Origin of the sequence: Micromonospora sp. AB353 (assembly GCF_049538395.1) — a bacterium.
In the GTDB taxonomy this organism is placed as follows: domain Bacteria; phylum Actinomycetota; class Actinomycetes; order Mycobacteriales; family Micromonosporaceae; genus Micromonospora; species Micromonospora aurantiaca.
In genome coordinates, this window is sequence record NZ_JBMVFV010000005.1 from 19,280 (window position 1) to 45,575 (window position 26,296).

Below are 26,296 nucleotides of genomic sequence, written 5' to 3' on the forward strand. Positions count from 1 at the left end.
CCAGGCCGCAACCGAACGCGGACCGCGGGGTGACACGGCGCTGTCACCGTCGGAGCATGGCCGCACGATGGGGTACGAGGACACGCCGGGCCGTCGCGACGCCGGCCGCCGCCCTGATCGTGCTGGCCGGGCTGACCTCCTGTACGCCGGAGGTGAAGGGCGTCACCGGCCTCACAGTGGACGCCCACGGCCGTCCGCACGCGGCGCTCGCCTGGTGCGCGGACCGGCCGCCCGACCTCGTGGTGCTGACCTCCGTGGCGGAGTCCGCCTCGCCTGGTGCGCCCACGCCGGAGCGGCCGTCCTGGCCGAGACGGAAGTACGACGTGCCACGCGACGCGACCGCGCCCGCCCTCGTACCCCTTGAGGGTTTCCCGCCCGGGCCGGTGGTCGACGCGCAGGCGGCCTTCCGGGTCTCCGGCGCCACCCACGACAACAACTTCCGCACCGAGGGCGTGGACTTCCGGATCGCCGAACTGGCCGAGCTGCGGCCGGGTTCGGTCCTGGTCACCGACTTCGACGACAGCGGGGAGGTGCGGCGGACGGTCCCGCTCGACGAGTTCACGGAAATGGGCGAGAACGACTGCTGACCGCTGTGTCAGGATCGGCGTTCGGAGTTCGACGGCCGGAAGGACACCATGCCCGCGTACGCCATCGCCCACCTCCAGGACGCCGCCCCGCACCGGGACATCGCCGAGTACGTCGAGCGGCTCCCCGGCACCCTCGCCCCGTACGGCGGCCGTTTCCTCGTGCACGCCACGCCGCACGAGGTGAAGGAGGGCACGTGGCCCGGCGCCGTCGTGATGCTCGGCTTCCCGGGCATCGCCGAGGCCCGGGCCTGGTGGGACTCACCCGCCTACCAGGAGATCGCGCCGCTGCGCTCGCGGCACATCGAGGGCGACATCATCCTGGTCGAGGGCGTCCCCGACGACTACTCCCCGACCGGCATGGCGCAGGCGATCCGGGCGGCGGCGTCCTGAGCCGGCCCGGGCGGCGCGTCCGCGCCCTCGGGATCGTCGTCGGGTCGCTGCCGACCGGGCCACACAACGCGATCACCGACGTCCCCGGCGTCCTGGTGGGTCACACCACCGTCGACGACGGCGCCGACCTGCACACCGGCGTCACCGCGATCGTGCCGAGCGGGCTCGGCCCCGGACGGTGGACGCTGCCCGCAGCGGTGTACGCCGGCAACGGCCACGGGAAGCTCGTCGGCTCGACGCAGGTGGACGAACTCGGCGTACTGGAGTCCCCGGTCGTGCTGACCGCCACGCTGTCGGTGTTCCGGGCGGCGGACGCGCTGCTCGGGCACCTGATGGAGCGCCGGCCGGACGGGCTGTCGTTCAACCCGCTGGTCGGTGAGACGAACGACGGGCACCTGTCGGACATCCGCCGCCGCCCCATCACGGAGGAACACGTCCTCTCCGCCGTCGCCGGGGCGAGCGGCTGGCTCCCCGCCGAAGGCTGCGTCGGCGCCGGTACCGGTACCACCGCCCTGGGCTACAAGGCGGGCATCGGCACCTCGTCCCGCACGGTCCGGACCGCCGGCCACACGCGGACAGTCGGGGCGCTGGTCCAGTCCAACTTCGGCGGCTCGCCCGCCGGGCGGTGTTCGCGATGGCCCGGGTGGGCGCGTCGTTCAGCACCACGAGCGGGGACTACGCGATCGCGTTCACCACGTCGGATCAGGAGCCGATCCCGGACGGCGCGATCGATCCGGTGTTCGCCGGCGTGCTGGACGCGGTCGAGGAGGCGCTGCTCAACTCGCTGTTCACCGCCGTCACCACTACTGGCGTGGGCGGTCGTACCAGTCACGCGGTTCCCCACCGGGCCGCCGTCGAGCGGCTGGCGGCGGCGGGACGGCTCACGGCCCGGCCGTACGCCTGATCCACCGCGCCTCTCACCGTCGGCCGTTCGGCGAGGGCGCCGAGTCCGATCATCCGCCGCATCGATGCCGATGTTCCGGCCGACGCCGACCGTTTCGTCGCTTATCACGCCGGTAAGGGCCGGTCTGTCGGCTCAGCGACACTCCCGTGCGGACACGTCGCTCCACACTGCCCGCTGTGACCGAACTCCCTCCCCAGGATCCGCGGTGCGAACAGGCGCCGCTGCCCGACAAGCCCGGCATCCCGCTCTCGGCACCGCCACGGCCGTCGTGGTGGAGCCGCCGGTCGGCTGCCATCAAGGTGTTCCTCGGCCTCGCCTGCAGCGGCGCGCTGCTGGGCATCGGCATGACCGGATGCGCCACTTCCGAGCCGAGCGGATCGCCGGAGAAGGTGGCCCAGGGGGTGCCGACAGTGGCGGCGCCCACCACCACGGCCCCCGCGCCCGAGGTCAGCACCGTGTCGCCCGAGCCGTCGCCGTCACCGACCACGGTCGCGCCGACCACCGCGAAGCCCGCGTCGAAGCCGACCCCGCGCAAGACCACGAAGCCCGCCGTCTACTACAAGAACTGCGATGCCGTACGCGCAGCCGGCAAGGCGCCGCTGCGGCGCGGCCAGCCGGGGTACCGGACCGGGCTGGACCGTGACCTCGACGGCGAGGCGTGTGAGCCGGGTGGCGGCAACGGCGACTCCGGCGGCGGCAGCACGGGCGGCGGCAGTTCGGGCGGCGGCGGCAACGACCCGCGCTTCGGCACCTGCAAGGAGGCGAACGCCAACGGGTACGGCCCGTACCGGCAGGGCAAGGATCCGGAGTACTACTGGTACATCGACCGGGACAACGACGGCATGGTCTGCGAGTGACATCCGGCACCGGGGCGGATCGGACGGTGCCGCCCCGGTGGTCACTCCAGCTCGTCGTCGAATGCCCTGCGGGCGCGCTCGATCTGCGCCATGTGGGCGTCGGCCCAGTCGAGCAGCACGTCGACCGGTGCACGCAGCGTCTTGCCCAGCGGGGTGATCCGATACTCGACAGCGACCGGGCGGGTCGCCACGACGTGACGTTCGACGATGCCGTTGCGTTCGAGTCGCCGCAGCGTCGCCGTCAACGACTTCTGTGTCACCGCCGGAATGGCGCGGCGCAGCTCGTTGAAGCGGCACGGACGCTCGCACAGCTCGTTCAGGACGCTCAGCGACCACTTGTCCAGCACCTGGTCGAGCAGCTCGCGGTGCGGTGCGTCGATGCGCAGCTCGCCCGTACCGGGGGTGGCGGTATCGCTCATGAAACCAGGTCTCCTTGAAGTGTCCTCCGTCAACTAGGTATCAATGGTAAACCTCAGTTGCCCAGTGGAGGAGCACCGATGTCCGTCACCCGTCTCAGCCCTGCCGGTCTTCAGCCGCACACGCCGTACCACCACGTCGCGGTGGCCACCGGATCACGCCACATCCACGTCAGCGGCCAGGTCGCACGACTGGCCGACGGCTCACCCGTCGCACCCGGAGACCTGACCGGTCAGGTCGCTCAGGTGCTGCGCAACACCGGCCGCGCCCTCGCCGGCGCGGACGCATCGTTCGAGGACGTCGTCCGGTTGACCTTCTACGTCACCGACTGGACGCCCGAGAAGATCGGACCGTTCATGGCCGGGATCGAGTCGGTCGCCGCGGAACTCGGGCTGCCGCAGCCGCTTCCGCCCGCGTCGCTGATCGGGGTCGATCACCTCTTCGAGCCCGACGTGCTGGTGGAGTTGGAGGCGACAGCGATCGCGCAGTGAGCACCCTTCTGCTCGACGTACATAACATCCACCGTCATTCGCGCATCCACGGAACGAGTCCCTGCCTCGGGTAGATCCACCACCAGAGGAGGCACGCGGGTGGCCAGTAGGTCACGGCGGCGACGGCGAGATACCAGGGACGCCATCCGTCGAGCAATCCGCGGTAGTCGTGGGCGTCGGCCCAGCCGTGCACGGCCCAACTCCACAGCGCATAGCCGGCAAGGAGAGCGAGGGACCAACCGATCCGTGCGGACTTCCCGGGTCTCCGCCCGCGCCGGCGGTCCGGCGCCTCTCGCGCATGCGACGCCACGCGTACATCATGATCCTGCCTTGCAAGGTCGCCGGCTCCGCGCGGGGCGGTCAGCCGACCTGATGGGGAGTGGAGGCCATGATCCGGCGGAACGACCCGCTCGCCCTGACGGCGATCGCCATGGGCACGGCGGCCGGCGCCTTCGTCCTCGTAACGCCCTCCCACATCCCCTATACCCCCCAGATGCTGCTGCTGTTCCTTACGCCGATCGGCACGCTCGTCCTGCTCATGTACCTCGCGGGGCCGGCTGCCTTCGTGGCGGTGACCCGCACGCACGTCGTCGTGGCCAACCCGCTCGTCAGATACCGCGTTCCCCGGTCACTTGTCGACGGGGTCAGGATCGACGGGTTCGACATCGAGCTGCGGGTCTCGGGGCACGCGCCCATTCCGATTGCCGCCCTGACCCCGGGCGTGGGTGGCCACAACCGGGTGCCTCCGGGCGGATACCAGACGCGCTTGAACAAGATCGCGGCGCTCGTGAACCACACGCCGGCGACGCTCGTAGCCGGCACGATGACGCGCCGGTACCGGTATGTGCACCTCTTTCTCTTGGCGGTGGACGTGCTGGCTCTGATCGGGATGGTGCTCTCCATCAGCACCGGCGCCCCATGGCCGCAACGGGCGAGAGACTACTGGCGATGGTGCACGGCGACACCGTCGGCGACGCGGAATGCCTGGCGGATTCCATGGCTGCGCTGTGGGACGTATGGGCCGCAGAGCGGTCAGGCAGCCGCTACAGCTCAGCGACCGCGCTGACGTCGCCGTGCTCGGCGTGCTGAACGGCCGGGCGGTGCTCGTCCAGGGCCTGGACGTCGGCGCCGACGACTTCGACTTCGACCCGGCGGGCATGGACGATCTGCAGTTGCGGGACGCCGTGACCGGCGGACTCCTCCGCGAGTTCGACGATCACGGGAACGGCCGTTGCAGCACGGTGGCGCTGGTCACCGCCGCCGGACGGCCCTGGATCGTCTCAGGCCACGAGGGTGGTGTCGTGTTGCTCGACGACGGACTCCGGCAGGTCGGCGACGCCTACGACGGGCACGACGGCGAGGCCGTCGACCTGGTTGCCGTAACGGGGGCCGGCGGTGACCTGGTGATCGCCTCCGTCGGCGACGCGATCAGCGTGCACATCAGGCGGGCCACGCTCCCGGGCTGAGCCGGCCCACCCCGCCCCGGGCCTCGGGCACGGGGTGTGGTGGCAGACGGAAACGACGGCGACATCGCCCCATCGTGAACGCCGCGATGGGGCGATGCCCGAACGTCAAGTCCGCCGCTTTCGACCGAGCCCAGCCCTGAGCCGTTTCCGGTGGCCTGGGCAGGCCACCGGGATCAGCCCGCGGTGCAGGAACGGATCTGAGGTCTGGCGCTGCTGTTGCCGTTCATCATCGTGGTGAAACCGAAGGTGTTGCCGCTGCCGTTGGACCGCATCGTCATCACGTAACCGGTGCTGTCCCAACTGGGGGAGCCGTTCCAGGTGGTGGAGACCCGCTGCGGCGGGGTCAGCGCCACGACCACGGTCCAGTTGCCGGCCCCCTGAACCGTCACCGAGGTGTTGTACCGGTCGCCCCAGACGTTGGGGGTCGTCGCCGTCGCCGTGCAGCCGCCGCTGGGAGGCGGAGTGGTCGGCGGCGGAGTGGTCGGCGTGCCGGTCGGCGGCGGAGTGGTCGGCGGCGGAGTGCCGTCCGGGGCCACGGCTCGGCCGGTGCTCGGTGAGATCATGCCCGGACAGAGGTTGCGGCTGGTCAGGTTGGCCATGATCTGCGGAATGGCGTCGCGGGTGTTCTGAATGCCGTCGTGCATCAGGATCACCTGGCCGGCCTGGAGGCGGCCGGCGTTGGAGACGATCTGGCCGACGCTGGCGCCGTTCCAGTCCTGGGAGTCGACGTCCCAGATCACCTGGCGCAGGCCGAGCGACGAGGCGACCGACTGGAGGGTCGAGTTGGTCTCCCCGTAGGGCGGGCGGAACAACTGCGGCCGGACGCCGGTCGCCGCCTGGATCGCCGAGTTGGTCTGGGAGAGGTCCGACTGCATCTGACTCTGACTCATCGAGGTCATGTGCGCGTGGTTCCAACTGTGGTTGGCCACCCACATGCCCGCGTCGACCTGGGCCCGCGCAGCGGACTGGTTGCTCTGCACGTTCTGCCCGACGTTGAACATGGTCGCCCGTACGCCGTTCGCGCGCAGCACGGACAGCAGGGCGCTGGTGCTGCCGGTCGGCCCGTCGTCGAAGGTGAGACCCACGTAGCCGTTGCAGGTGGCGGCGCTGGAGGGAGTGGCGGCGACCGCGAGACCGGCGGCGCTCAGCGCCACAGTGGAGGCGAGCACTGCCAACCGGACGGTGAGACGCGATTTTCGGGGGGCGGACGGGCGGCGGGAGCCGCCGATGCTGGCGTACATGCGCAGGTCCTCCTTGGGACGGGTGACACCTGACGACGCATGGCTTTAATCGACATAGGTTGATGTCGCCGTGTTCGGAGTATTGCAACGGCGTTTCGAGCACGTCAACGATTTTCCGGAAGTTTTCCGGAACAGGCTGGCCACACCTCGCGGGCCGGCTGAGCACGGCGGGCGCGGCCATCAGCCGACACGGGGCGCACTGGTCGGCACGCAACCCGCAGAAACGATCAAGGCCGTGACCCGCGTTTCCGCGGGTCACGGCCTTGATCGTGAAGTGCGCCCGAAGGGACTCGAACCCCTAACCTTCTGATCCGTAGCTCCGGGCGATGGGGTCCGGTCGGGTCGCCCGCGCCGTCGACCGGTGCATGGCGGTCCCTCGCGCGGCGCTGCGGGTCGATCGGTTGCTGTACTCCGCTGCTGTACTTCGGACGGCGCGACCCGGCGTTGGGACATTGTTCTTGCTGCCGGCGATGGTCGGCTTGCTCTCCTGTGTTGTCCGTCGTCGGTCGCCGCCGCTTTCGCTGCCTCCTGGCTGTCTCACCTCGCCCGCCTGACGCAGGTACCTGCTCGCCAGCCCGGCCGCTGGTCCGCCTCCTCGTCGTCGGCTGAGACGGTTCCAGCAGTTAGGAGGCGCAGGTGTTGAGCATGCTCTGCAGGGCGGATTTCTCGGAGGATTGAAGCGTCAGGCCCCAGTTGTACTTCACGGTGATCCACATCTTGCTGTAGGTGCAGCGGTACGACGTCAGGGGCGGCTGCCACGTTGAGGGATCCTGGTCGCCCTTGGACTGGTTAACGTTGTCGGTGACCGCGATCAGTTGCGGGCGCGTCAGGTCGTTGGCGAAGCTCTGCCGACGGCTCGTCGTCCAGGAGTTGGCCCCTGATCGCCACGCCTCCGCCAGGGGCACGACATGGTCGATGTCGACATCAGAGGCGGCGGACCAGGTCGCACCGTCGTAAGGGCTGTACCAGCGGCCGGACGTAGCGGCACAGGAGCTGTTGACCACAACGGACGTGCCGTCACGCTTGAGCACCTGTTCGCGGGTGTTGCAGGCGCCGGTGATGGTGATCCAGTGGGGGAACAGATCCCGCGAGTAGCCAGCCGTCGAGCCCTGGGCTGCCACTGTCAGGGCGTTGAGCTGCGATTGTGCTGTCGCTTTGGATGGGATGCCGGGAGGGGTGGCCGAGGCTGACTGGCCGTTCACGACGGCGAGAACGGCACCCGCGAGTGCGGCGACAGTGATCGCGGCGGCGCGGCGCCTGGCACGCGTGGTGGGGGTAATGGGCGCGTTAGGCATGGCTGCGGCCTTTCGTCAGGGGGACAGCAACCTTCCCTGACGATCATGTCGATCGATTGGCATCCCTGTAAAGAGCGGCTGTCCGGTTGTCGAGCATCGCTGCCTCCGCCTTGCAATAATCAAGCCCGCTGCCTGCCAGCGTCGGTGGTAGCTGCTGACCTGCTCATCATGTCGGCTTCCGTCGCCCTCGGGCGGCGTCCGTCGGTCCGCTTGGCTGTACCGATGGCTGTACAGCCACCATCTGATCCGCACCTCGGCGCAGTGCGGCCTTGAACGACTGCCACAGGTACCGGGTGATTCTCATCGGCTACAAAGGCGCCGGCTGTGGGCGGTCGGTTGCGGCGCTTCGCTGCTGCACTGGTGAGCCGAAATCCTGAGTCGCGCACGTGCGTCGGATGAGGCGGAGCGGGCTCATCGACCCCTCACAACCTTCAGAGCCTCTGTGGCGCTCACCTGTACTGGCGCGGCGCTAGTTGATCTACGTGACGATCGACTGACTAGCTGGAAGTTCTTCGATGACACGCACATGGGTTCGAGACTTGATCAAAATCCGCGGTATTGTTCTCGCATGACGAGCCGCAAGAAGCCCGCCGCCAAAGCAGGCCCTGGTGTGGGTACCAGTATCGAACTGTTCACGGGTGGCGGCGGCTTGGCGTTGGCGATGCATGAGGCGGGGTTCCGTCACCTCTTGGCGGTAGAACTGGAACGGCGGGCGTGCGGCACGCTGCGGCTGAACGGCGCCCTCGACTACGAAGAGGGGTCTCCCCTTCCCAGGTCACTGGGCGACCGCTGGCCACTCCGGCAGGAGGACGTGCGGGAGGTGAAGTTCGACCGCTGGCTAGGCCAAGTCGACGTGGTCGCTGGCGGAGTGCCGTGCCAGCCATGGAGTCTGGGCGGCGCTCACAAGGGCTTCGACGATCCCCGCAACCTGTGGCCGGAGCTGTTCCGCTGTGTCCGCGAGACTCGGCCGCGCGCGATCGTGGCGGAAAACGTCAAGGGCCTGCTGAGGCCGTCGTTCAAGCCGTACTACGACTACATCATCCGAGAACTGTCAGCCCCCTTCGAGCAGCGGATCGAGGGTGAGGACTGGCAGGACCACGACAAGCGTCTGATCAAAGCGCTGCGGGCTCATGACGTTGACCTGACCGAGCGGTACGACGTCAAGTACAAGCTCGTCAACGCGGCGGACTACGGAGTGCCACAGACGCGGTGGCGAGTGTTCGTCGTGGCCTTCCGCAAGGATCTCGGGCTGGCTGACTGGGAGTTTCCCGAGTCAACACACTCGGAGCTCGCGCTGAAGCACGCCCAGGACAGCGGAGAATATTGGGAGGAGCATGGCGTCCCTCTGCGGGAGGATCTGCTGCCTGAGGTGCTGCCACTGCCTGACGACAAGCCGCGCTGGCGGACCCTGCGAGACGCGATCTGGCCGGCTTCGCCGTCATCGCGCTCCCTGCGCCTACCGGAGCCCGTAGGTGACTACATCGAGCACCCAGATTGGCTGCACCACGTCGGATGGCCTGGTGCCCGCCAGTACCCAGGTCACACTCCGAACGACTTGGACCGCCCTGCCAAGACGGTAAAGGCGGGCGTTCACGGGGTACCGGGCGGCGAGAGCGTCATGCGCCTCGATGATGGTTCGATCCGCTACATGACGGTCCGGGAGACCGCACGGGTCATGACTTTTCGGGATGATTGGCGGCTTGACGGCCCGCGCGGGGAGCAGATGCGCCAGCTCGGAAACGCTGTCCCGGTGCGGCTCGGACGAGTGATGGCAGATTCAGTGGCAAGGGCACTACAGCAGGCGGCTGGCGAGCGGGTATAGGCGACGATCGGCATATGGCCACTCAGTGGCGGGACGTCCCGCCGACCACTTCCGCCTGGAGGCCGGCCAAGGGGATGCCAGCCAGCAAACGAGCGGAAGAGCAGGACAAGGCCGCAGGCGGGCGAGAGAACAGGCTTCTGCCGACTGATTCTGGTCGGGCTGTCTTGGCATCCATATACCTGCGATTGCCCCCTAAGTCCCGTCGGCTGTACGCGTACCTCCGGTGGCCGGAAGGACGCAAAACGCGGGAGCGGTATGTCTGCCAGGTCGGCTGCGAGACTCGCGAAGAGAACCTGGCGCAGGCGTGGCGCCAAGCCCTCAGCATCGGACTGATTTCGCTTCAGCGGCCGAAGAAGTCGACCGAGTCGTGGGCTGCAACCCCGGCCGTGCGTAGTGTCATGCGCGCGAATCGGGCTCGCGACACACGTCCGGAAATCGCCCTTCGTTCGGCCGTGCACGCCCTCGGGCTGCGATATCGGGTAGACCGTCAGCCATTGTCTGGCTTGCGGCGTAGAGCTGACTTGGTCTTTGCTGGGCCACGCGTAGCCGTTTTCGTTGATGGCTGCTTCTGGCACGGCTGCCCTGAGCACTACCGACCCTCCACGCGGAACAGCGACTTCTGGTCGGGCAAGATCGAGGGCAACCGGAAGCGTGATGCAGAGACCAATGAGCGGTTGAGGGCTGCTGGCTGGACCGTTATTCGTGTATGGGAGCATGAAGATCCGCAACACGCCGCCAAGCGGATAGCAAAAATCGTCCTAGGCGTGGGGGACTAGGGCGTTAGCGGCGGCCTGATCAGAACAGTCCGTCTTGATCCGCCGCTGGCTCCTCTTCGTCAACCATCGCCATCTGCACCTGATCATCGATAACAGGCACGGCATCCAGATTTGGTGAGCTAACTCGAGAGAGATGGAAGATCACTCGCCCTCGGAGTTCGGCACCACTCACCGCGTTAGGCGGCAACTTGTACGCCCACTTCCTACCTGGGTGCAAGGTGTCCCAAAGAGATCGAGCCTGTTCTTCTCTACCCTTTCCAGGGGCATGGTTGCCGAACCCGTCCACTAGCAGGTTCCAGACAGGCCGGTAATGCCCGATCAGAAGTGCCTCAGCCAAGGGAACCCAGATGTCATCAGCGACCAGATACCGGCACTGAAAGTCCTCGATCCGTAGCCCACGTGCGCCCGCTGGCGTCGCACGTTGCGCGGCCCTGATGGACGCAGCGTGTTCTCGGAGTCTCTTCAGAAGTACCGGCTCGTTGGTAGTTGTTTCCAGTCCGAGGGCACCCTGCCTGGCACCTGGGGCACTGGCCTTGCCCACGTAGATTGGGATTTCCCCTGCAGGCCGAGCGGGCGGGGCAATTGATCGATAGAGATCCAAGGAACCCGTGTAATAGATTGCGTAGAGCCCTGCGCCTGGGAACTTGTCCTCTGGGGGCAGTGGACCGAGGTCCTCTGCGAGCAGGGCTCTCTCCACACTCTTACCCAGCTCTACCCGATCCAACGGGTTGTAGGGCTGACGCCGCTCCGCCATGCCGGAAGGCTAGCCTTTCATGATCTTCCTGCATAGGCCGACGCCCCGAGTGAGAGCGCCTGCTTCAGCGAAGTTCTCCTAACTGGACAGGCCGTACGCAGCAAGCCCTCCCTCAGCCCTGGCCGGTCGGCCAGCATCTCCCGCTAATTGACCTATATCGGTATAGCCTTTCGGATTCTCACTCGTCTCGTGGTGCCGAGCAGGCGTATGGTGGCCCGGTGAGTGAGCTTGCCCGCCGACCTGGCACATCGGCCGCGCCCGCTGCGACGGCCGCAGACATCGTCAACGACCTCATGCGGTTTCAGGAAACCGTCCTTGGTCAACTCGCACAGGTTGGTTTACCAACCGACGATGTGCTCGTGGACGTAGATGAGCGCGACGTCTTGCTGTCAAGCCTCGGCGGGGCCTTGCGCCGGCTGGACGATGCCCACCGAGAGCGCTCGCTGTACATCAGCAAGATGATCGTGGCTGGCGCCGTTGGCCTGTTCGATGCCGCACTCAACTATCTCTGGGATGAGACAGTGATGGAGTTGCGGCGGCGGGTTATCGGCTACGACCTGGGGTACTTTTACGACATTGCAGTCCTCGGCGACAAGAGGAAGCACTTCAGCGGCCCTGACGACCTACCGCTGGTCCAAGATGTCGACATGCTTCGGGCCTGCCGAGAGATCGGCCTATTGTCCGATGTTGGACACATCCAGGTCGACCACATTAGGCAGATGCGCAATCATGCTAGCGCAGCCCATCCAAACCACATCCAGTTGACAGGGCTTCAGCTCGCAAATTGGCTCGACACGTGCATTCGGCAGGTCATCACCCTGCCACAAGACCCCATTACAGCCAACACTGGTCGGCTGCTGCGGAACATCAAGTCTTTCCGCCTCGACGCTGACCAGGTAGCCACAACCGCCAGCTTCTTCGAGGAGCTTCCCGGCGACCGCGCCGACACGTTAGCCGCAGGGCTGTTCGGCCTTTACATCGACGCCAAACGGACTCCCGTAGTGGCTGATAATGTGCGGCAGCTATGGCCGGAGCTGTGGGAGTACGTTAGCGAGGATGCTCGGTATTCATTCGGGACTCGGTACGGACGTTACCAGGCCAGCCTAGACAACGACCTCGCTACAGCTGCCAGGGAACTCTTGGACCTGGTCGATGGCGCTGAGTACTTCCCAGAGCAAATCCGAACCGTCGAAATTGACAAGGCCATCGACAGCCTCGTCTCAGCCCACACCGGATGGGACAATTTCTATAACGAAGTGGCGCCAGCACGTGCGTTGGAGGCTCTTGTCGGGCAGGGCAATGTGCCCGAGGCCGTCAGCCGCAAGTTCGTGCGAGCCGTCGTTAAGGCGTTCCTCGGAAACGGAAGTGGAGTTTCTCGCGCCGCAATCCCCTCATACGAGCGATTGCTAGGAACACTTGATCCTGCCCAAGCTGGACACGCGTTGCGCGCCTTCATGGACCCAGAAATTTCGAGTATTCTCTGGAGTTCCGTTGGCCGGCGGCAGTGGAGCGAATTGCTGGACCTTCTTGAGCCAAAGTTGACGCGCAAATCGGACCGTGATCTTTACGATGCGGTGCGTGCTTTCACTGGTACGCCCGACCAGCTCTATATGGACTCAGGGATCAAGCGGCTGACTGAGCCTCGCCGTCTTCCGAGGCTCCGAAAGCCGAGCGCATAGCAGCGCAGAGATGCATTGCTGCTATCCCGTCTGCCGCCGACCCACACTCCGTGGAGCGGGCCAGGGCCGGGGTGACAAGGTGGAGCGCCCTACTGGACGTACGACCTTGTCACCCCGGCCCTGGTCTGCTCGGCTTGCCTGGGTCGGTGGCTGGCGGGATGGCATCCCACCTCAACCACTCTCTTACCTGAACCGTTCGGCAACTTCATCCCGGAGTCGTCTGGCCCCCGCCGGAGGCACAGCTCTAACCCGCTCTCTCACCCCTCCACCCCTCACACCACCTCCACCCCTTCCCTCCCTGGGGCCTGAGCGACCGGCGCCGTCGTTCGGCAACTTCGCCGCCGCGGTTGGCCTGCCGGATCTCGTGCTGCTTCGGATCGTCGGCATGGGGGATGGGTATCCGCCTGGCCCTGGTCGTTCTTCGGAACTCGTCACCGGTCACGTCACTGACCTAGGTGTGACGCGCGGGGCGGGGCGTGGGGTTCGGGCCGGCTGACTTTTCCGCCCCGGCGCCCTTGCGCCGGGGCGGCGGCTCCGCAGGAGCCGTTTACCGCGCCCCGGCCCGCGCCGCGCGGAACGCGCTTGATCCAGTACAGGCCAATTCGGCAACAGATCACGGACAGCGCCCCGCAGTCGACTGGCTGGCGCGAAGAACGCAATCCCTGTGCCGTCGTCTTCCGATGTCGCCTCGGGGACCGCTGTGGCTCACCTCGTGCGTGACGGTGACTGCCTCGTCCGTTCCGTGCATGGTCGCCTGCCAACTTCCCGCAACGACACCACCGGTTCTCATCCAAACGACCGGCTCGGACTTCCACCCGCCCCGCACGGCTCAGTCCAAACTGTCGCCTACAAGCCGGCAGACGTCAGCTCGTACATGCGTCCCGCACCACGGAGGCAGCTCTACCGACCACACGCGCCAGCCGCCGTCGTCCTTCCGCAGCTTCCACTTCCACGGGTGGTCGGCGCCAGCGAGGATCTGCGAGCCGTCCCACCACACGGCGCGTACCTGCTGCGCCACCGTCGCCCTGCCGTTGCCCTGATGCTCGATGGTCATCGGCCCCACGCTCTCCAACTTCGATGGCGGGCGGGCTGTGCTGGTTATCTCGGCGCGGTAGTCGCGCCACTGCCGGCGGAGCTCGTCGTGACGGGGACCGGCTAGCACCCGCGACAGCCCCAGCTCGTCACCGGCACTGAGTTTCAGGAGCCAAAGCGTGGCCGCCGCTTCCGGCGTCGCCTCACCGCGCTCCGCTTCTAGCTGCTTCCGCACGGCCAACGAGGCGGGCACGGCAACAAGGCCGACGCAGGCCATCGCCACAAGTGCCACAAGCACCCAGGGCCATCCCCGCGGCGACCTTGCCGCTGCTCTGACTCGGTGCGGTCGCCATCCGTGCGGTTCCTCCCCCATGGTCATCATCTGCCGACGATACGAAGCAACCGGAAAAGATCAAAGACCCTCGACCTGCATGAGGGCCTGCGCGATCTGCCGCATCGACGTAACCACCGCGTCGGCACCCGCCTCTTGGAACGCCGCCACCTTTGCGGGCTTGTTCGCGTACCCGATCACACGGGCGCCTGCGGCTTTCGCTCCCTCGATGTCGGAGAGCGAGTCGCCAACCAACACACACAGCGCCGGGACGACTCCAAGGGACGCCGCCGCGTCAACGATGGGCGCAGGGTTCGGCTTCATGCGCAAGGGATCGGCGTATGCCCGGCCAACAGTCTTGACGACATGTTGGCTCAGTCGGTGCTCTCTCAAGTAGGCGTCCACTGCCTGGGGCGAGTTGTTGCTTACCACCGCGATTGGCAGGTGTAGCTGGCGCGCGGCCACGATGACCTCTCGCCCGTAGGCGGTCGGTTCCGCCGTCGATGCCGCGTTCACCTCAGCTTCGATCAAGGCGTCTTCTACGAGTCGGGTCAACTCGTAATCCGTCGAGCTGCCGGTGTGCCTCAGCACCTCCAGCGGGTCCGATTCGCCGGCTAGGTCCTTCGTGAGCGCGAAGCCCTGGCTCACCAGTAGGTCCAGGATCTCCCTCGCAACCCGTGGGGCTGGGTAGTTGGCGAAGATGCTGCATACCGGCCCGTCGAAGTCGAGCAGCAATGCGCGGACATCCCGGCACAACTGCTCAAGGCTGGCGGTCATCCTTCGTGCCGATAGGCGATGGTCGACCAAAGTGAGTCGAACCACTGGCGGGACGCTTCGACGAACTGAGTGCCGTGCGAGGTGTCGTCGTCGGTGACGGCGTAGTGGAAGAGCGGGACGTCCTTGCCCATGAGGTCGTAGATGGCGGTGGGCTCGCCCTTGATGGTGACGGTCCGTTCGACGGCGGGATAGAAGCCGAAGAACACCTCTTCACCGTTGAGGACGTAGAGCTTGAATTGTGGTGAACCGCGATGCATCCGCACCTCGACCGCGGCCGAACGAATCAAGCCCAGGTCGCCCAGCTCCGTGACCTGATCAATGATGCCGTCGACGGCCCTGCGGGTGATGCGGTCAGCTCGTTCCCGGACGGCCGGGTCGTCGGACTGTGTCTCAGCCCTGGCCGGTAGCGCCATGGGGACTGACATGTCGGAGACGAGCACACGTACTGCGATCGTCTCCGGGGCGAGGCGACCGACGCGGACCTTGTCCAGCACCTCGGCTAGGGCGTCTCGCAGGGTCTCGCCAGAAAAGCCGGCGAAGTCGATGGTGACGTGGGCTCGCTCGAACGCTGCTTCGATGTGGGGTCGCAGCTCCACTGCCCGTTGCGTCTGGGCACGAACGAAAGCGCCGCTGCCTTGCCGGGTGATGATGAGGCGTTCTGAGCGGAGCACCTCCAGCGCTCGTTTGATGGTCTCCCGTGCCACCCCGTAGCGGGAAGCAAGTTCAGGTTGCGACGGCAACTTGTCGCCGGGCGCCAGTCGGCGCGTAAGGATCGCGGCCCGGAGCTTGTTTGCGATCTGCTGTGACGCCTGCTTCGGGTCATCGGGGTCGAGTTCACCCAGGTAGTCCAGGTTTTCGGTCACACATCAAGGCTACCTGCTGGCTAGCCAAGCTAGGAAACCCTGACTCCAACTCTTGACCTGGCTAGCCAAGGCGGCCTAGCCTCAGTGCATGCCACTTGGCTAGCCAGGCAGGCCAAGCCTGGTGTACGAGCTCGCCCGGACGGGTCCGGCTGAGCAGGAAGCGCTTTGCGCTGAAGGAGGAACCCGTGGCTCTTCGTGGTGGTACTCGGTTCTCGGTTCCGTTCGAGGCGGTCTTTCCGCATGGTGCGGTGTTCGTGCCGGACTCGATCGCGGAGGCGCAGGACTTCAATGAGGCGACTCGTCAGCGGACGCCGGCGAAGGACAAGGTGACGGGGCAGCGGGTGTGGCAGTGCCGGGTGATGGACATGGACCCGGAGTTGGGGTCGCGGTCGCGTGAGGTCGCGATCAAGATCCTGGCCGATCACCAGCCGGTGCCGCCGGTGGGTCCGTTCCAGCCGGTGGAGTTCGAGGGCCTGACGGTCACCCCGTACGTGGGCAGCAACGGCCGGCTGGCGTTCTCCTACCGGGCCACCGGCCTGGTGGCGCCGAAGACCCTCGCGGAGACGCGCGGCAAGGCCGCCTGATGGCCACCGGCAACGCTCCCTCGGTCCGGCGAGAGCAGGTCGCGAAGCTGATGCGTCTTGCCCGCGCACAGTCGAAGGCCGCCGACCGCGACGTGCTCAGCGTGGAGTTCGAGGAAGCGCGCGCAGCGACCCATGCGGCGTTGCGGGAGTCGACGCCGGAGGAGAAGTACCAGGCGCGGCGGGCTCTCGGGTCCGCCACCAACTGAGCACATATGGCGCGGGGCGGTCTCGGCCCTAGGAAAGCTCGACCGCCCCGCTGCCCTCTCAAACCCTCTCGGCCTGGAAGGGCAGGTTCATCATGCCTGTTGTCCTGGACTGGACGCGCACTGCCGGTGCCGGCGATCCGGTCCCGTGTGTCATCTGCGGTAAGCCCGCGATCTGCCGGAGCCCGTCGGGCAAGCCGGTGCACAAGGTCTGCGCGGAGAACTGGACCGAGCAGCGCAACGCTAACCGCCGGGCGGTGGCGTGATGGTGCGGGCGCCGCTGGTCAACTTCCGCCGGTTCCAGATCACCGCGCCGTGGCCGCTGCTCTGGACCGTCACCGTCCTGTTCCTGCTGTTCCGCCTCCTGGTCGCGGTGATGCGCCTGGGCGTGTTCGCGGTGCGGCACTGGCGTGCCTGGCCGCTCGTCGCCCTGGTCCTGCTCGCCGTCGACGTCTGGCGGGCGCACGGCTGGTGGCCTCACCTCCTGGTCCTCACCGTCCTCGCGTCCGCTGGCGGCGTGTGGTGGTGGCGTGGTCGGGACTCCTTCCACCGCCTCATCGTCCTGCGGGCGGTCTCGGTGTGGCGGCGGTTGTGGGTGTATCGGCGGCAGTGGCACGAGGTGATGTCGCTGTGCGGGCTGGTGAAGAAGTACGACGGCGGGGAAGTGGTGCCGCGGCTGTTGTCGGTGCGCTGCTCCTACGCCACCGACGAACTCGTCTTGCGGATGCCGAAGGGCCAGAACCCCGAGGTCTACCACAAGGCTGCCCGGGATCTCGCGTACTCGTTCGGCACGCGGCACTGCCGGGTGTTCTCCACCCGCCGCCACCCCGTCCCGCACCGCACCGGCCGTCTTGCGGTCGTGCTGCGGCTGATCGACCGGGTGCGGTTCCGGGACCGGCCCCGGCACGTGTGGCTGGTGTTCATCCGCCGCGACCCGCTGACCCGCATCGTCGCTCCACTGCCCGTGCCGGCCCGTCCGGATTTCACCGCCCTGCCGCTGGGGCTGCGGGAAGACCTGGCCGTCTACTGCTTCCGGCTCCTCGCCACGCACGTGCTCATCGGCGGCGCGACCCGGATGGGCAAGGGCTCGGTCATCTGGTCCCTGCTCCGGGCTCTGGCGGCTGGGATCCGGTCGGGGTTGGTGCGGGTGTGGGCGATCGACCCGAAGGGCGGCATGGAACTGGCGATCGGCCGGCCACTGTTCTCCCGCTACGTCGATGACGACTGGTCCCGCATGGCCGACCTGCTCGAAGACGCCGTGGCCCGGATGCGCGCCCGGCAGCAGATCCTTCGCGGGAAGGCCCGCGTGCACACCCCGACGGTGGATGAGCCGCTGATCGTCGTGGTGATCGATGAGATCGCCGCGCTCCTGGCCTACCTGCCGGACTCCGAGATTCGTACCCGGATCACGCAGGCGCTGGGGCTGCTGCTGTCGCAGGGTGCCGGACTCGGCGTCCTGGTCGTGGCTGCCACCCAGGACCCCCGCAAGGAAGTCGTCTCCGTGCGCGACCTGTTCCCGACGCGCATCGCCTTGGGCCTGACCGAGCGGGGCCACGTCGATCTGCTGCTCGGTGACGGTGCCCGCGAGCGGGGAGCCCTGGCCGATCAGATCCCGCTGTCGGGCAAGGGCGTGGCCTACGTGCTGCTCGACGGCCAGCCCGAACCGGCCCGCGTCCGGTTCTCCTACCTGGCCGACGACGTGATCCGCGACCTGGCCGCCACGTTCCCGGCCCCGCCGGAGACGCAGCCCGAGCCCGCTGTCCAGCCGGCGCCCAAGCCTCGCGCCAGCACCGGCAACGGGCGGCACACCTACCGGCCCACCACGGCGCCGAAGCAGGGCGCTCCGCTGCTGCCGCCGTCGCTGCTCAACGCCCTGGACCTCAACACCAGCAACGGGAGTGACCCCCGATGACCCACCACGAGATCCCCGACGGCACGCCGGTGCGGATGCCCTACGCCGACGAACCCGACCACCAGGAGCAGGAGCCGCGCCGCTTCTACCGGCTGCGCGCCCCGCACATCGACAAGGCCTCCGTGCCGGTCACGGTCCGCGTCACCCCCGACGCCGACCTCTACATCGCCGTGGGTGCCGGCCGTCGGCGCATGTACCTGACCCCGGCTGAGGCGTGGGCGCTGTGGCGCTGCCTGTCCGAAGCCGTCGCCTCCACGGGCGAGCCGCCGGAGTGGATCCGCGTGCACGTCAACCCCACCACCCGCTAACCCTCGCCTGCCTGCTTGGAGATCCTGATGGCTACTCGTCGTCTCGCTCGCCGGCCGATCCGCCGGACCTGCCTCGACCTGCTGCACGTCGACCCCGACCAGTCCTGCCCCTACTGCGCACCCGACCCCGACGCCGTCGACGTGATCGCCGCGGCGCTGCGCCAGCACGCGGAGATCGCCGCCGAGGACGCCGAAGCGTGGGGGTGGGCGGCATGAGCACGCAGATCTGGTCGTGGCTGCTCATGGCCGTCGGCGTCACCGGCCTCTACCTCGCCGGGAAGCGTTCCTGGACCGGCTGGGCCGTCGGCCTCGCCGCCCAAGGACTCTGGCTGGCCTACGCCATCACCACCCGCCAGTGGGGCTTCCTCGCCTCCTGCTTCATCTACGGCGCGGTCTACCTGCGCAACCTGTACGCCTGGCTCCACCCCACCCCGGTGACTGAGCGGGAGGTGACCCGATGCGCCGCTTCCTGAACGCCGATGGCCTGGAGGCCGTCGCGCTGGTCCTCATCCTCCTCATCGTCGCCGCGACCGCCGGGTGGGCGTCGTTCTCCCACGTCCACGACTGGACCATGCGCCACGTCCCGCCCGGCACCCCCGACGCCTTCGGCTGGGCCAACGCGGTGCTGTCGGACCTGGTTCCGGTGGCGTGTCTGCTGGACATCCGCCGACGTCGACGCCATCGCCAGCCGATCGGCTACCCGGTGTTCCTGATGTTGGCGTTCGCGTCCTTCTCTCTCGCCGCGCAGCTCGCCGTCGCGGACGCGAGTCCGTCGGGGTGGTTGCTGTCGGCGCTGCCGGCGCTGGCGTTCATGGCCCTGACCAAGCTCGTCTTCACCGGCACCCCCACCCCCGCACCCGCCCGGCCGACCCCGGCTCCCGCTCGGGAGCGCGTCGACGCCGATCCCGTCGACGTCCCGACTGTCCCGGCGCCCGTTTTCACGCCCCCGCCCTCGGCTCCGGCTCCGGTTCGGTCGGCGCTCGTGTCGTCGGTCGTCCAGGCCCCGCGCAACGGACACATCGTCTCGGAGGTGACCCGATGACCCAGCCCAAGCAGACGCCCCTGACCGACACGTGCGCCGTGTGCAACGGACCGATCGAGTACGTCGACGTGAAGGACCCGTACTGGCGGCACACGGACATGCGCAACCTCGCCAAGCCCCACGGCGCCCGCCCTCGCCGCTGACCCCGACCGCTGCGGCGCGGCCGACTCACTCTCGACCGCGCCGCAGCACCCGGACACCGACCGAGCCAGAGCAGGAGAACCGCGATGCACTCGCCCACCCGTACCGCTCTCGCCCACCGGACCCGTCCCACCACACTGACCCGCCGCGTCGTCGGCACCCCCGCCCAGGTTGCCGCCGCGCTCGCCGTGCTCAGGGAGTCGGGGCGGCTGATGTTCGCCGATAGCCCCTACCAGCATGCTGACGGCCGGGTCACGGTCACCGTGCGGTTCCTCGACACCGCCCACACCACCCCACCGCCGGTGCGTCGGCTGCGCCGCGGCCGGGTCATCGCCGCCACCGCCATCACCACCGCGGCTGTCGGCGCCCTGGCCGGAATCGGCTACCTAGCGACCCAGGTCGCGCACACCGTCCAGCGCAACGCGCCCGCCGTCGTCGGCGTGGTCCTGGTCCTGCTCGTCCTGGCCGTGTTGCTGCTGCGTCGCAAGGCGACCTGCGGCGGGCTGCACTGCTCGGGATGCCGGCACTGACCGCCACGGCTCGGCCCGTCTACTGCGCGCGTTGCTGTGGCCGGGCCACCGCCCTCGTCGAGGCCGGCCGTCCGGGTACCGGCCGTTACCGCGCCGAGACCGCCTGCGCCCGGCACGAGTCGGCCGCCCGTCGCTGGGCCGGACACGCCGGTCCACCCCGCAGCACCCCTATTACCCCTGTTCAGGCTGTCTTGTTCGAGTTGGAGGTAGCGCCGTGAGTACGCCGCTGACCTACCTGTCGCTGTTCTCCGGGATCGGTGGCCTGGATCTCGGTCTCGACCGTGCCGGGATGACCTGCGTCGGTCAGATCGAGGCCGACCCGTTCTGCCGTTCCGTGCTCGACCACCACTGGCCGGAGGTCCCCAAGCATGACGACGTCCGCACCGCCCCCACCTGGTGGCGCTCCCGTCCCCGTCCCGCTGTTCGACTGGTCGCTGGCGGCTTCCCCTGCCAACCCTTCTCCGCCTACGGCCTGCGCCGCGGCATCGCTGACACCCGTTGGGGCTGGCCCTGGTTCCGCGACGTGGTTCGCGCAGTACGACCCGACTACGTCCTCGTGGAGAACGTCGCAGCTCTGCTTCGCGATACCCGCGCCTTCGGACGCCTGCTCGGTGACCTGGCCGAAGACGGGTTCGATGCGGACTGGACGGTGCTATCCGCGTGCGCCCTGGGTGCGCCACACACACGCGAACGCCTGTTCCTGGTGGCCTACACCCCGCGCCGTGATGGCCAACAACCGCTGCACCTACCGACCGCACTACCGACCCGACGCCCCCGCCCTGGAACAACGAGTAGCCCTACGCGGGCAGACCGGTGGCTACCTGAACCCGCCGTGGGTCGAGTGGCTCATGGGCTTCCCAAGCGGCTGGTTGCCTCTCACCTGCATGCCCTCGGCAACGCCGTCGTCCCCCAGGTCGCCGAAACGGTCGGCCGCCTGATCGTCGCCGCCGACACCACCTGGGAGGTGAGCCGATGACCACCCCGACTCTGCCCGGTCTCACCCCCGACCCGGTGACCGTTGCGGCTGAGCCCACACCGACGCCCGGCACCCGTGCGGCCCGTTTCGCGCTGCCGATGTCGCGGAAGATCGTCACGGAGATGGCCGCTGAGTACGGCGTCTGCCTGCACCCGGTCACCCTGCGCCGTACCGACCTGCACACCGGTCTGACCGAAGTCGTGGACCTGCCGTGCGGCTCGACCCGCGAGGACAAGTGCGAGCCGTGTGCGAAACGCGCTCGCCGGCTGCGGCAGACGCAGATCCGGGAAGGCTGGCACCGCGCCGACGAACCCGCGCCCGGCCCGAACCCGGCCACCGACGCGCAACGTGAGTTGATCCTGCTGCGGGCGCATCTGGAGTTCGCCCGCGATGAGGCCCAACGTGCCGCGCAGTTCGACCAGGTCCCCGCCATCGATGAGGCGATCGGGGAGGTGGAGGAAGCCATCGCCGCCGAAGGACTCCGCGGCGCTGTCGCCCCCTCCCACGACTCCGACGACGACAACCACGGACGCCGCAAGCGCTCCACCCGCCGCCGCCAAGACGCACCCGACCTGCCTCGCAAGAAGGTCGAGCCGCGCACGGTCGGGAAGGTCTACACCGCGCCCGACGGCACGCAGCATCGGCCGTCGATGTGGCTGTCGCTCACCCTGGACAGCTATGGCCGGGTCCTGCCCGACGGCACTCCCGTCGATCCCGACACCTACGACTACCGGCGAGCAGCCTGGGACGCGGTGCACTTCGCCCGGCTCCTCGACCGGTTCTGGCAAAACCTGCGCCGCTGCGTCGGCTGGAACGTCCAGTACGCCGGCTGCGTCGAGCCCCAACGCAGGCTCGCCCCACACGCGCACTTCGCCATCCGCGGCACCATCCCCCGCACGGTGCTGCGGCAGGTCGCCGCCGCCACCTACCACCAAGTCTGGTGGCCACCCGCCGACGAACCCGTCTACACCCTCGACCGGCCACCGCTCTGGGACGCCGACCGCGCCGAGTGGATCGATCCCGACAGCCGGGAACCGCTCCGCTCATGGGCTGACGCCCTGGACCTCATCGACACCGACCCCGACGCGCAACCGGCGCACGTGGTCCGCTTCGGCACCCAGGTCCACGCCGAAGGCGTCACCCCCGGCACCGTGCACGCCAACCGCACGATCGGCTACATCACCAAATACATCACCAAGAGCGCGGCCGACTGCCACAAGCCCGACACCGACCGGCAGCGAGACCACCTAGACCGGCTGTGGCACGAACTGCGGGTCACCCCGTGCAACGAGCGGTGCGCCAACTGGCTGCTCTACGGCATCCAACCGAAGAAGGCACACGGACGCCTGCAAGCCGGACGCTGCAAAGGCAAAGTCCACCAACGCGCCACCCTCGGCATCGGCGGCCGACGCATCCTCGTCTCCCGCGACTGGTCCGGAAAGACCCTCGCCGACCACCGCGCCGACGCCCGCGCCTGGGTCCGCAACCTCCTCGGCATCACCACCGGCGCCACCGACGCCGACACCGCCAGCCAGGACGACCCACCCGCGTACGCCTGGGAACTCGCCCGCCCCGACGACCCCGACCTACCACCCCTGCAACACCGGCTCCTCAAAGCCCTGTCCCAACGCGCCCAGTGGAAGGCGGCACTCCTCGCGGCGAGAGACAGAGCCTCAACCGGTTCCGCCCCACCCGCCGAACAGACCGCCTGACCGAGAGAGGACACCATGAGCACCCGTTCCCAGCTCTTGGCCCCGAAGTGGTACTCGCCCGCTGAGGTCGCTGCCTTGCTCGGCTTCGGCCTGTCAAAGGTAAAGATGAAGATTGCCACCGGTGAGCTGCGCTCGGTGAAGGACGGCAAGTACCGCCGGATCCTGCCGGAGTGGGTCGACGAGTACATCCGCGATCAGGTCGAGCGGCAGGAGGCTGCCTGATGACGGGCCGTACTCGCGCCAACGGCGAAGGATCGATCTTCCCCTACCGCAACGGCTACGCCGCTTACGTCTGGGTCAACAAGCCGGACGGCAAGCGCGATCGTAAGTACGTCTACGGGCAGACCCGGGAGATCGTCCACGAGAAGTGGCTCAAGCTGCATCACCAGGCCAAGGCCGGTCCGGTGGCCACCCGCGTGCCGACTCTCGCCGGCTACCTCGGGTACTGGCTGGAAGAGATCGTGAAGCCGAATCTCGCGCCGGCTACCTACGTCTCGTACGAGGGGTTCACCCGTCTCTACATCGTGCCGGGCATCGGGGCGAAGCGGCTCGACCGTTTGCAGGTCAAGGACGTCCAGACCTGGATCAACAAGGTGGCTCGGACGTGCCAGTGCTGTGCCCAGGGCAAGGACGCCGCCAGGCCGCCGGCTAAGCGACGCTGCTGCGCGCTCGGCGCCTGCTGCAACGCCGTCCCGTCCGACAGCGCGGTCAAGGGGCTGCGGGCGACGCTGCGAGCCGCGCTCTCTCAGGCCGTGACCGAAGAGCTGGTCAGCAAGAACGTGGCGGCACTGGTCAAGCTGCGTGTCACCCGTAAGAGGGCGGGCACGGCGTGGGACAGCGAAGAGGCACGCCGGTTCCTGGAAGCGGCACGGGCTGACCAGGATCCGATGTACGCCGCCTGGGTGCTGCTGCTGGTGCTCGGGCTGCGCCGCGGGGAACTGCTCGGCCTCGGCTGGGACGACATCGACCAGGAGGCAGGCGAACTCGACGTCTCCTGGCAACTTCAGCGCGTCGGCGGGCAGCTCCTGCGCCGCGAGACCAAGACGGCGGAATCCGACGCCTCGATGCCGTTGCCCGAGATCTGCCGGACCGCCCTGGCCATCCGACGCGCGGAACAGGCGGCGGACCGGAAGGCTGCCGGCGAGGTGTGGCAGAAGTCGCCGCTGGTGTTCACCACCCGGTTCGGCACGCCGATCGAGCCTCGGAACTTCAACCGGGCCTGGGAAGCGCGAATCCGCCGCTACGGCCTGCGGGAGATCACTCCGCACGGCGCCCGACGGACCTGCGCGAGCATCTTGGCCGATCTCGACGTGCATCCACGGGTGGCGATGCAGATCCTGCGGCACGCCGATTTCAAGGTCACGATGGAGATCTACACGCGCGTCAGCTCGAAGCAGACGCGTGAGGCGTTGAAGCGCTTGGGCGACCGGATGAACGGCACGGAATCGGCATGACCGCTGCTGTACTTTGCTGCTGTACCGCATGCAAAAGGGGCCGCCCCGGTTTCCCGAAACGGCCCCTGACCTGCTGTGCGCCCGAAGGGACTCGAACCCCTAACCTTCTGATCCGTAGTCAGATGCTCTATCCGTTGAGCTACGGGCGCTTGGTGCTCGGCCAGTCTACACAACCGGCTTTCGCGCGGAGACTCCGGGATTCGAACCCGGGAGGGGCTTTAAGACCCCAACCGCATTAGCAGTGCGGCGCCATAGACCAGACTAGGCGAAGTCTCCCTGGTGACCCCGAGGTCACCGCGCCCGAGGATACAGGCCCGCACCCGCCCGGGGCAAAGCGGATACCGGGACCGGCCCCCGCCACCGCGTTTCCGTCGTGTGCCGGATCACGTCCACGGCTACGCTCCATCGATATGCAGGAGCAGCCGCCGAGCGATCCGCCCCGTCGCGAGCCCGCAGCCAAGGCCCGGCGGAGCCGCTCCCCACGACCGACGTTCAGCCCACCGGCACCGGACCCCGCCGCCGAGAACGCGACGAGCGACACACCGGCGCCCCGGCGTCCGCGCCGGTCCGCGCCCACAGTCGTCTTCCAGCCGCCGACGCCGGCCGCCGCCGCACCGCCGGCGCCGCACCCGCGTCCGGCCGCCGATCCCTCACCAGCCGATCCGAGTACGCCCGCCGAGCAGGCCACCCCGGAGGCTTCCACGGCTCCTTCGGGTACGACTGCCGCACAACCTCCGCCGAGCGTCGGGGAGGGCACGACCTCGACCGATGCGCGGCCCGTCACGGCGGAACAGGATCAAGCCATCGAGCCTCCGACAGCGCCAGGCGCACCACCGGTCGGGGCAGAGGCGCCGAAACGGACGCGCCGCGCTCCCGCCGCCAAGAAGGCCGCCCCGGTCGCGAAGAAGGCGACCCCGGCGGTGAAGAAGGCCGCCCGGAAGGCGTCGCCCCCGAGGCGGGAGACGGCGATCACTGCCCCTGAGCCCACAGAACGCGAAGCGCCACAGATCGAGGTCACCGCCGCCGACACCACGGCATCCCCCGCGGGGCAGTCCGCCGAGACGACGCCCGGCACGGTCGTCGCGCGGGCACCCGCACAACCCGACGTCACGCGTACCCCGGAAACGGGCTGGCGGGCGGTGGGGCCGCAGCTGCGCGACCACCCCGGGTTCGCGCCGGAGCTGCTGGCCCTGGCGGCGGTCGACGCGCTCGGGCCGCGGGCCTCGGCCTGGGCGGAGCAGGTCCGGCGGGCCTACCCGGAGGCGGACGCCGACGGGGTGGCCCGGCTGGCGACGCGGCGGTTCGTCCGGATGGCCGGTACGGGTGGGGCGCTGGCGGCGGGCGCCGGGTTGTTCGCGCCGGTCGCGGAGCTGGCGTCGGTGCTGTGGACGCAGGCGAACCTGGTGCTGCATCTGGCGGCCGCGTACGGGCGGGATCCGGCGCATCCGGATCGGGCGGCCGAGCTGCTGGTGCTCACGCTGGTGCACCCGGACGACGGCACCGCGCGGGCGGCGCTGGCGGCGGCTCGGGCTGCCGATGCTCCGGCGGAGGGTCCGTGGGGGCGGGTGGCGGAGGCGGCCTGGCGGCTCGCGACGCCGGTGGCCGCGCAGGCGGGTGGCTGGCTCGGGCTGCGGTTGGCGGCCCGGTTGCTGCCGGGTGCGGCGGCGTTGGCGGCCGCGACCGGCGGTACGGCAGCCGCGGAGCGCCTCGCCGCGCGGGCGGTCGCCCGATATCGGGTGTGATCGACACCGG

Annotated in this window: 30 protein-coding genes, 2 tRNA genes and 1 pseudogene; 24 read left to right on the top strand and 9 right to left on the bottom strand. The window is 68.5% G+C overall.

Annotation, left to right across the window (positions count from 1 at the left end; translation table 11 throughout):
* Positions 1-56 precede the first annotated feature (56 nt).
* The 4 genes and pseudogenes from ACPCK6_RS03855 to ACPCK6_RS03870 all read left to right on the top strand — a co-directional run bounded on the left by ACPCK6_RS03855 (position 57) and on the right by ACPCK6_RS03870 (position 2,738).
* A complete protein-coding gene (locus ACPCK6_RS03855) occupies positions 57-587 on the top strand; it encodes a response regulator (RefSeq protein WP_423480351.1) in 531 nt (176 codons plus the stop codon).
* Between the two features lie 48 nt (positions 588-635).
* A complete protein-coding gene (locus ACPCK6_RS03860; RefSeq protein WP_396881921.1) occupies positions 636-977 on the top strand; it encodes a DUF1330 domain-containing protein in 342 nt (113 codons plus the stop codon).
* 95 nt (positions 978-1,072) lie between these two features.
* Positions 1,073-1,881, top strand: a pseudogene (locus tag ACPCK6_RS03865) (P1 family peptidase).
* 176 nt (positions 1,882-2,057) lie between these two features.
* Positions 2,058-2,738, top strand: a complete 681-nt coding sequence (locus ACPCK6_RS03870) for an excalibur calcium-binding domain-containing protein (protein ID WP_423480352.1) — start codon at positions 2,058-2,060, stop codon at positions 2,736-2,738.
* Positions 2,739-2,779: 41 nt separating this feature from the next.
* On the opposite strand, the gene ACPCK6_RS03875 is transcribed toward ACPCK6_RS03870, so the two are convergent.
* Positions 2,780-3,157 (bottom strand): winged helix-turn-helix transcriptional regulator, encoded by a 378-nt coding sequence (locus ACPCK6_RS03875; RefSeq protein ID WP_423480353.1) that lies wholly within the window; start codon positions 3,155-3,157, stop codon positions 2,780-2,782.
* A 78-nt stretch (positions 3,158-3,235) separates the two neighbouring features.
* Between ACPCK6_RS03875 and ACPCK6_RS03880 the strand changes: the two genes are divergently transcribed.
* The 3 genes from ACPCK6_RS03880 (at position 3,236) to ACPCK6_RS03890 (ending at position 5,112) form a co-directional block, all read left to right on the top strand.
* The gene (locus ACPCK6_RS03880; protein ID WP_396881918.1) at positions 3,236-3,646 is read left to right on the top strand and encodes a RidA family protein; all 411 of its coding nucleotides are present in this window, start codon (positions 3,236-3,238) and stop codon (positions 3,644-3,646) included.
* A 388-nt stretch (positions 3,647-4,034) separates the two neighbouring features.
* Positions 4,035-4,712 (top strand): hypothetical protein, encoded by a 678-nt coding sequence (locus tag ACPCK6_RS03885; protein ID WP_423480354.1) that lies wholly within the window; start codon positions 4,035-4,037, stop codon positions 4,710-4,712.
* A 7-nt stretch (positions 4,713-4,719) separates the two neighbouring features.
* A complete protein-coding gene (locus ACPCK6_RS03890) occupies positions 4,720-5,112 on the top strand; it encodes a hypothetical protein (protein WP_423480355.1) in 393 nt (130 codons plus the stop codon).
* A gap of 173 nt (positions 5,113-5,285) precedes the next feature.
* Here ACPCK6_RS03890 and ACPCK6_RS03895 read toward each other — a convergent pair whose 3' ends face one another.
* Entirely contained in the window at positions 5,286-6,353 is a 1,068-nt protein-coding gene (locus tag ACPCK6_RS03895) for a polysaccharide deacetylase family protein (protein ID WP_423480356.1), read from the bottom strand.
* Between the two features lie 623 nt (positions 6,354-6,976).
* On the bottom strand, positions 6,977-7,648 hold the full coding sequence (locus ACPCK6_RS03900) for an HNH endonuclease family protein (protein ID WP_423480357.1): 672 nt from the start codon (positions 7,646-7,648) through the stop codon (positions 6,977-6,979).
* A 568-nt stretch (positions 7,649-8,216) separates the two neighbouring features.
* Here ACPCK6_RS03900 and ACPCK6_RS03905 point away from each other — a divergent pair.
* On the top strand, positions 8,217-9,470 hold the full coding sequence (locus ACPCK6_RS03905; protein WP_423480358.1) for a DNA cytosine methyltransferase: 1,254 nt from the start codon (positions 8,217-8,219) through the stop codon (positions 9,468-9,470).
* 74 nt (positions 9,471-9,544) lie between these two features.
* Positions 9,545-10,246: a very short patch repair endonuclease gene (locus ACPCK6_RS03910; protein WP_423480416.1), complete on the top strand. Its 702-nt coding sequence runs from the start codon at positions 9,545-9,547 to the stop codon at positions 10,244-10,246.
* A gap of 19 nt (positions 10,247-10,265) precedes the next feature.
* On the opposite strand, the gene ACPCK6_RS03915 is transcribed toward ACPCK6_RS03910, so the two are convergent.
* Entirely contained in the window at positions 10,266-11,000 is a 735-nt protein-coding gene (locus ACPCK6_RS03915; RefSeq protein ID WP_423480359.1) for an Eco29kI family restriction endonuclease, read from the bottom strand.
* 218 nt (positions 11,001-11,218) lie between these two features.
* Between ACPCK6_RS03915 and ACPCK6_RS03920 the strand changes: the two genes are divergently transcribed.
* A complete protein-coding gene (locus tag ACPCK6_RS03920) occupies positions 11,219-12,679 on the top strand; it encodes a hypothetical protein (protein WP_423480360.1) in 1,461 nt (486 codons plus the stop codon).
* An 829-nt stretch (positions 12,680-13,508) separates the two neighbouring features.
* Here ACPCK6_RS03920 and ACPCK6_RS03925 read toward each other — a convergent pair.
* The 3 genes from ACPCK6_RS03925 to ACPCK6_RS03935 form a co-directional block, all read right to left on the bottom strand.
* Positions 13,509-14,009 carry a hypothetical protein gene (locus ACPCK6_RS03925; protein WP_423480361.1) on the bottom strand — a complete coding sequence of 167 codons (501 nt, stop codon included), beginning with the start codon at positions 14,007-14,009 and terminating at the stop codon, positions 13,509-13,511.
* A gap of 114 nt (positions 14,010-14,123) precedes the next feature.
* Complete coding sequence (locus ACPCK6_RS03930) at positions 14,124-14,819, bottom strand: HAD family hydrolase (RefSeq protein ID WP_423480362.1); 696 nt, start codon at positions 14,817-14,819, stop codon at positions 14,124-14,126.
* Positions 14,816-15,682: a GntR family transcriptional regulator gene (locus ACPCK6_RS03935; RefSeq protein ID WP_423480363.1), complete on the bottom strand. Its 867-nt coding sequence runs from the start codon at positions 15,680-15,682 to the stop codon at positions 14,816-14,818. The genes ACPCK6_RS03930 and ACPCK6_RS03935 overlap by 4 nt, the downstream gene beginning before the upstream one ends.
* 185 nt (positions 15,683-15,867) lie before the next feature.
* Between ACPCK6_RS03935 and ACPCK6_RS03940 the strand changes: the two genes are divergently transcribed.
* From ACPCK6_RS03940 to ACPCK6_RS04000, 13 genes are all read left to right on the top strand, one after another.
* Positions 15,868-16,266 (top strand): hypothetical protein, encoded by a 399-nt coding sequence (locus ACPCK6_RS03940; protein WP_013477439.1) that lies wholly within the window; start codon positions 15,868-15,870, stop codon positions 16,264-16,266.
* On the top strand, positions 16,266-16,472 hold the full coding sequence (locus tag ACPCK6_RS03945) for a hypothetical protein (RefSeq protein ID WP_423480364.1): 207 nt from the start codon (positions 16,266-16,268) through the stop codon (positions 16,470-16,472). The genes ACPCK6_RS03940 and ACPCK6_RS03945 overlap by 1 nt, the downstream gene beginning before the upstream one ends.
* Positions 16,473-16,734: 262 nt before the next feature.
* Entirely contained in the window at positions 16,735-18,381 is a 1,647-nt protein-coding gene (locus ACPCK6_RS03950; protein ID WP_423480365.1) for an FtsK/SpoIIIE domain-containing protein, read from the top strand.
* Positions 18,378-18,689 carry a spread protein gene (locus tag ACPCK6_RS03955; RefSeq protein ID WP_423480366.1) on the top strand — a complete coding sequence of 104 codons (312 nt, stop codon included), beginning with the start codon at positions 18,378-18,380 and terminating at the stop codon, positions 18,687-18,689. Before ACPCK6_RS03950 ends, ACPCK6_RS03955 begins: the two co-directional genes overlap by 4 nt.
* 27 nt (positions 18,690-18,716) lie before the next feature.
* Positions 18,717-18,905 (top strand): hypothetical protein, encoded by a 189-nt coding sequence (locus ACPCK6_RS03960; RefSeq protein WP_356987282.1) that lies wholly within the window; start codon positions 18,717-18,719, stop codon positions 18,903-18,905.
* Entirely contained in the window at positions 18,902-19,162 is a 261-nt protein-coding gene (locus ACPCK6_RS03965) for a hypothetical protein (protein WP_423480367.1), read from the top strand. Before ACPCK6_RS03960 ends, ACPCK6_RS03965 begins: the two co-directional genes overlap by 4 nt.
* On the top strand, positions 19,147-19,731 hold the full coding sequence (locus ACPCK6_RS03970) for a hypothetical protein (protein ID WP_423480368.1): 585 nt from the start codon (positions 19,147-19,149) through the stop codon (positions 19,729-19,731). The genes ACPCK6_RS03965 and ACPCK6_RS03970 overlap by 16 nt, the downstream gene beginning before the upstream one ends.
* Entirely contained in the window at positions 19,728-19,874 is a 147-nt protein-coding gene (locus ACPCK6_RS03975; protein ID WP_423480369.1) for a hypothetical protein, read from the top strand. Before ACPCK6_RS03970 ends, ACPCK6_RS03975 begins: the two co-directional genes overlap by 4 nt.
* A gap of 84 nt (positions 19,875-19,958) precedes the next feature.
* The gene (locus ACPCK6_RS03980) at positions 19,959-20,402 is read left to right on the top strand and encodes a hypothetical protein (protein ID WP_423480370.1); all 444 of its coding nucleotides are present in this window, start codon (positions 19,959-19,961) and stop codon (positions 20,400-20,402) included.
* A gap of 214 nt (positions 20,403-20,616) precedes the next feature.
* A complete protein-coding gene (locus tag ACPCK6_RS03985; protein WP_423480371.1) occupies positions 20,617-21,378 on the top strand; it encodes a DNA cytosine methyltransferase in 762 nt (253 codons plus the stop codon).
* Positions 21,375-23,090, top strand: coding sequence for a replication initiator (locus ACPCK6_RS03990; RefSeq protein ID WP_423480372.1), 1,716 nt, complete (start codon positions 21,375-21,377; stop codon positions 23,088-23,090). The genes ACPCK6_RS03985 and ACPCK6_RS03990 overlap by 4 nt, the downstream gene beginning before the upstream one ends.
* 15 nt (positions 23,091-23,105) lie before the next feature.
* Positions 23,106-23,312, top strand: coding sequence for an excisionase family DNA-binding protein (locus ACPCK6_RS03995; RefSeq protein ID WP_184680303.1), 207 nt, complete (start codon positions 23,106-23,108; stop codon positions 23,310-23,312).
* Positions 23,312-24,544, top strand: coding sequence for a tyrosine-type recombinase/integrase (locus ACPCK6_RS04000; protein WP_356987269.1), 1,233 nt, complete (start codon positions 23,312-23,314; stop codon positions 24,542-24,544). The genes ACPCK6_RS03995 and ACPCK6_RS04000 overlap by 1 nt, the downstream gene beginning before the upstream one ends.
* A 76-nt stretch (positions 24,545-24,620) precedes the next feature.
* Here ACPCK6_RS04000 and ACPCK6_RS04005 read toward each other — a convergent pair.
* Positions 24,621-24,693 (bottom strand) — tRNA-Arg (locus tag ACPCK6_RS04005).
* A gap of 36 nt (positions 24,694-24,729) precedes the next feature.
* Positions 24,730-24,820, bottom strand: a tRNA-Ser gene (locus tag ACPCK6_RS04010).
* An 863-nt stretch (positions 24,821-25,683) separates the two neighbouring features.
* Between ACPCK6_RS04010 and ACPCK6_RS04015 the strand changes: the two genes are divergently transcribed.
* On the top strand, positions 25,684-26,286 hold the full coding sequence (locus ACPCK6_RS04015) for a hypothetical protein (RefSeq protein ID WP_423480373.1): 603 nt from the start codon (positions 25,684-25,686) through the stop codon (positions 26,284-26,286).
* Positions 26,287-26,296: the final 10 nt, after the last annotated feature.

Bases quoted from the DNA above. Each gene is read 5' to 3' on its own strand.
- ACPCK6_RS03855 (WP_423480351.1), top strand. From the start codon at position 57: ATGGCCGCACGATGGGGTACGAGGACACGCCGGGCCGTCGCGACGCCG.
- ACPCK6_RS03860 (WP_396881921.1), top strand. From the start codon at position 636: ATGCCCGCGTACGCCATCGCCCACCTCCAGGACGCCGCCCCGCACCGG.
- ACPCK6_RS03875 (WP_423480353.1), bottom strand. From the start codon at position 3,157: ATGAGCGATACCGCCACCCCCGGTACGGGCGAGCTGCGCATCGACGCA.
- ACPCK6_RS03880 (WP_396881918.1), top strand. From the start codon at position 3,236: ATGTCCGTCACCCGTCTCAGCCCTGCCGGTCTTCAGCCGCACACGCCG.
- ACPCK6_RS03885 (WP_423480354.1), top strand. From the start codon at position 4,035: ATGATCCGGCGGAACGACCCGCTCGCCCTGACGGCGATCGCCATGGGC.
- ACPCK6_RS03895 (WP_423480356.1), bottom strand. From the start codon at position 6,353: ATGTACGCCAGCATCGGCGGCTCCCGCCGCCCGTCCGCCCCCCGAAAA.
- ACPCK6_RS03900 (WP_423480357.1), bottom strand. From the start codon at position 7,648: ATGCCTAACGCGCCCATTACCCCCACCACGCGTGCCAGGCGCCGCGCC.
- ACPCK6_RS03905 (WP_423480358.1), top strand. From the start codon at position 8,217: ATGACGAGCCGCAAGAAGCCCGCCGCCAAAGCAGGCCCTGGTGTGGGT.
- ACPCK6_RS03910 (WP_423480416.1), top strand. From the start codon at position 9,545: ATGCCAGCCAGCAAACGAGCGGAAGAGCAGGACAAGGCCGCAGGCGGG.
- ACPCK6_RS03915 (WP_423480359.1), bottom strand. From the start codon at position 11,000: ATGGCGGAGCGGCGTCAGCCCTACAACCCGTTGGATCGGGTAGAGCTG.
- ACPCK6_RS03930 (WP_423480362.1), bottom strand. From the start codon at position 14,819: ATGACCGCCAGCCTTGAGCAGTTGTGCCGGGATGTCCGCGCATTGCTG.
- ACPCK6_RS03945 (WP_423480364.1), top strand. From the start codon at position 16,266: ATGGCCACCGGCAACGCTCCCTCGGTCCGGCGAGAGCAGGTCGCGAAG.
- ACPCK6_RS03950 (WP_423480365.1), top strand. From the start codon at position 16,735: ATGGTGCGGGCGCCGCTGGTCAACTTCCGCCGGTTCCAGATCACCGCG.
- ACPCK6_RS03955 (WP_423480366.1), top strand. From the start codon at position 18,378: ATGACCCACCACGAGATCCCCGACGGCACGCCGGTGCGGATGCCCTAC.
- ACPCK6_RS03960 (WP_356987282.1), top strand. From the start codon at position 18,717: ATGGCTACTCGTCGTCTCGCTCGCCGGCCGATCCGCCGGACCTGCCTC.
- ACPCK6_RS03965 (WP_423480367.1), top strand. From the start codon at position 18,902: ATGAGCACGCAGATCTGGTCGTGGCTGCTCATGGCCGTCGGCGTCACC.
- ACPCK6_RS03970 (WP_423480368.1), top strand. From the start codon at position 19,147: ATGCGCCGCTTCCTGAACGCCGATGGCCTGGAGGCCGTCGCGCTGGTC.
- ACPCK6_RS03975 (WP_423480369.1), top strand. From the start codon at position 19,728: ATGACCCAGCCCAAGCAGACGCCCCTGACCGACACGTGCGCCGTGTGC.
- ACPCK6_RS03980 (WP_423480370.1), top strand. From the start codon at position 19,959: ATGCACTCGCCCACCCGTACCGCTCTCGCCCACCGGACCCGTCCCACC.
- ACPCK6_RS03990 (WP_423480372.1), top strand. From the start codon at position 21,375: ATGACCACCCCGACTCTGCCCGGTCTCACCCCCGACCCGGTGACCGTT.
- ACPCK6_RS03995 (WP_184680303.1), top strand. From the start codon at position 23,106: ATGAGCACCCGTTCCCAGCTCTTGGCCCCGAAGTGGTACTCGCCCGCT.
- ACPCK6_RS04000 (WP_356987269.1), top strand. From the start codon at position 23,312: ATGACGGGCCGTACTCGCGCCAACGGCGAAGGATCGATCTTCCCCTAC.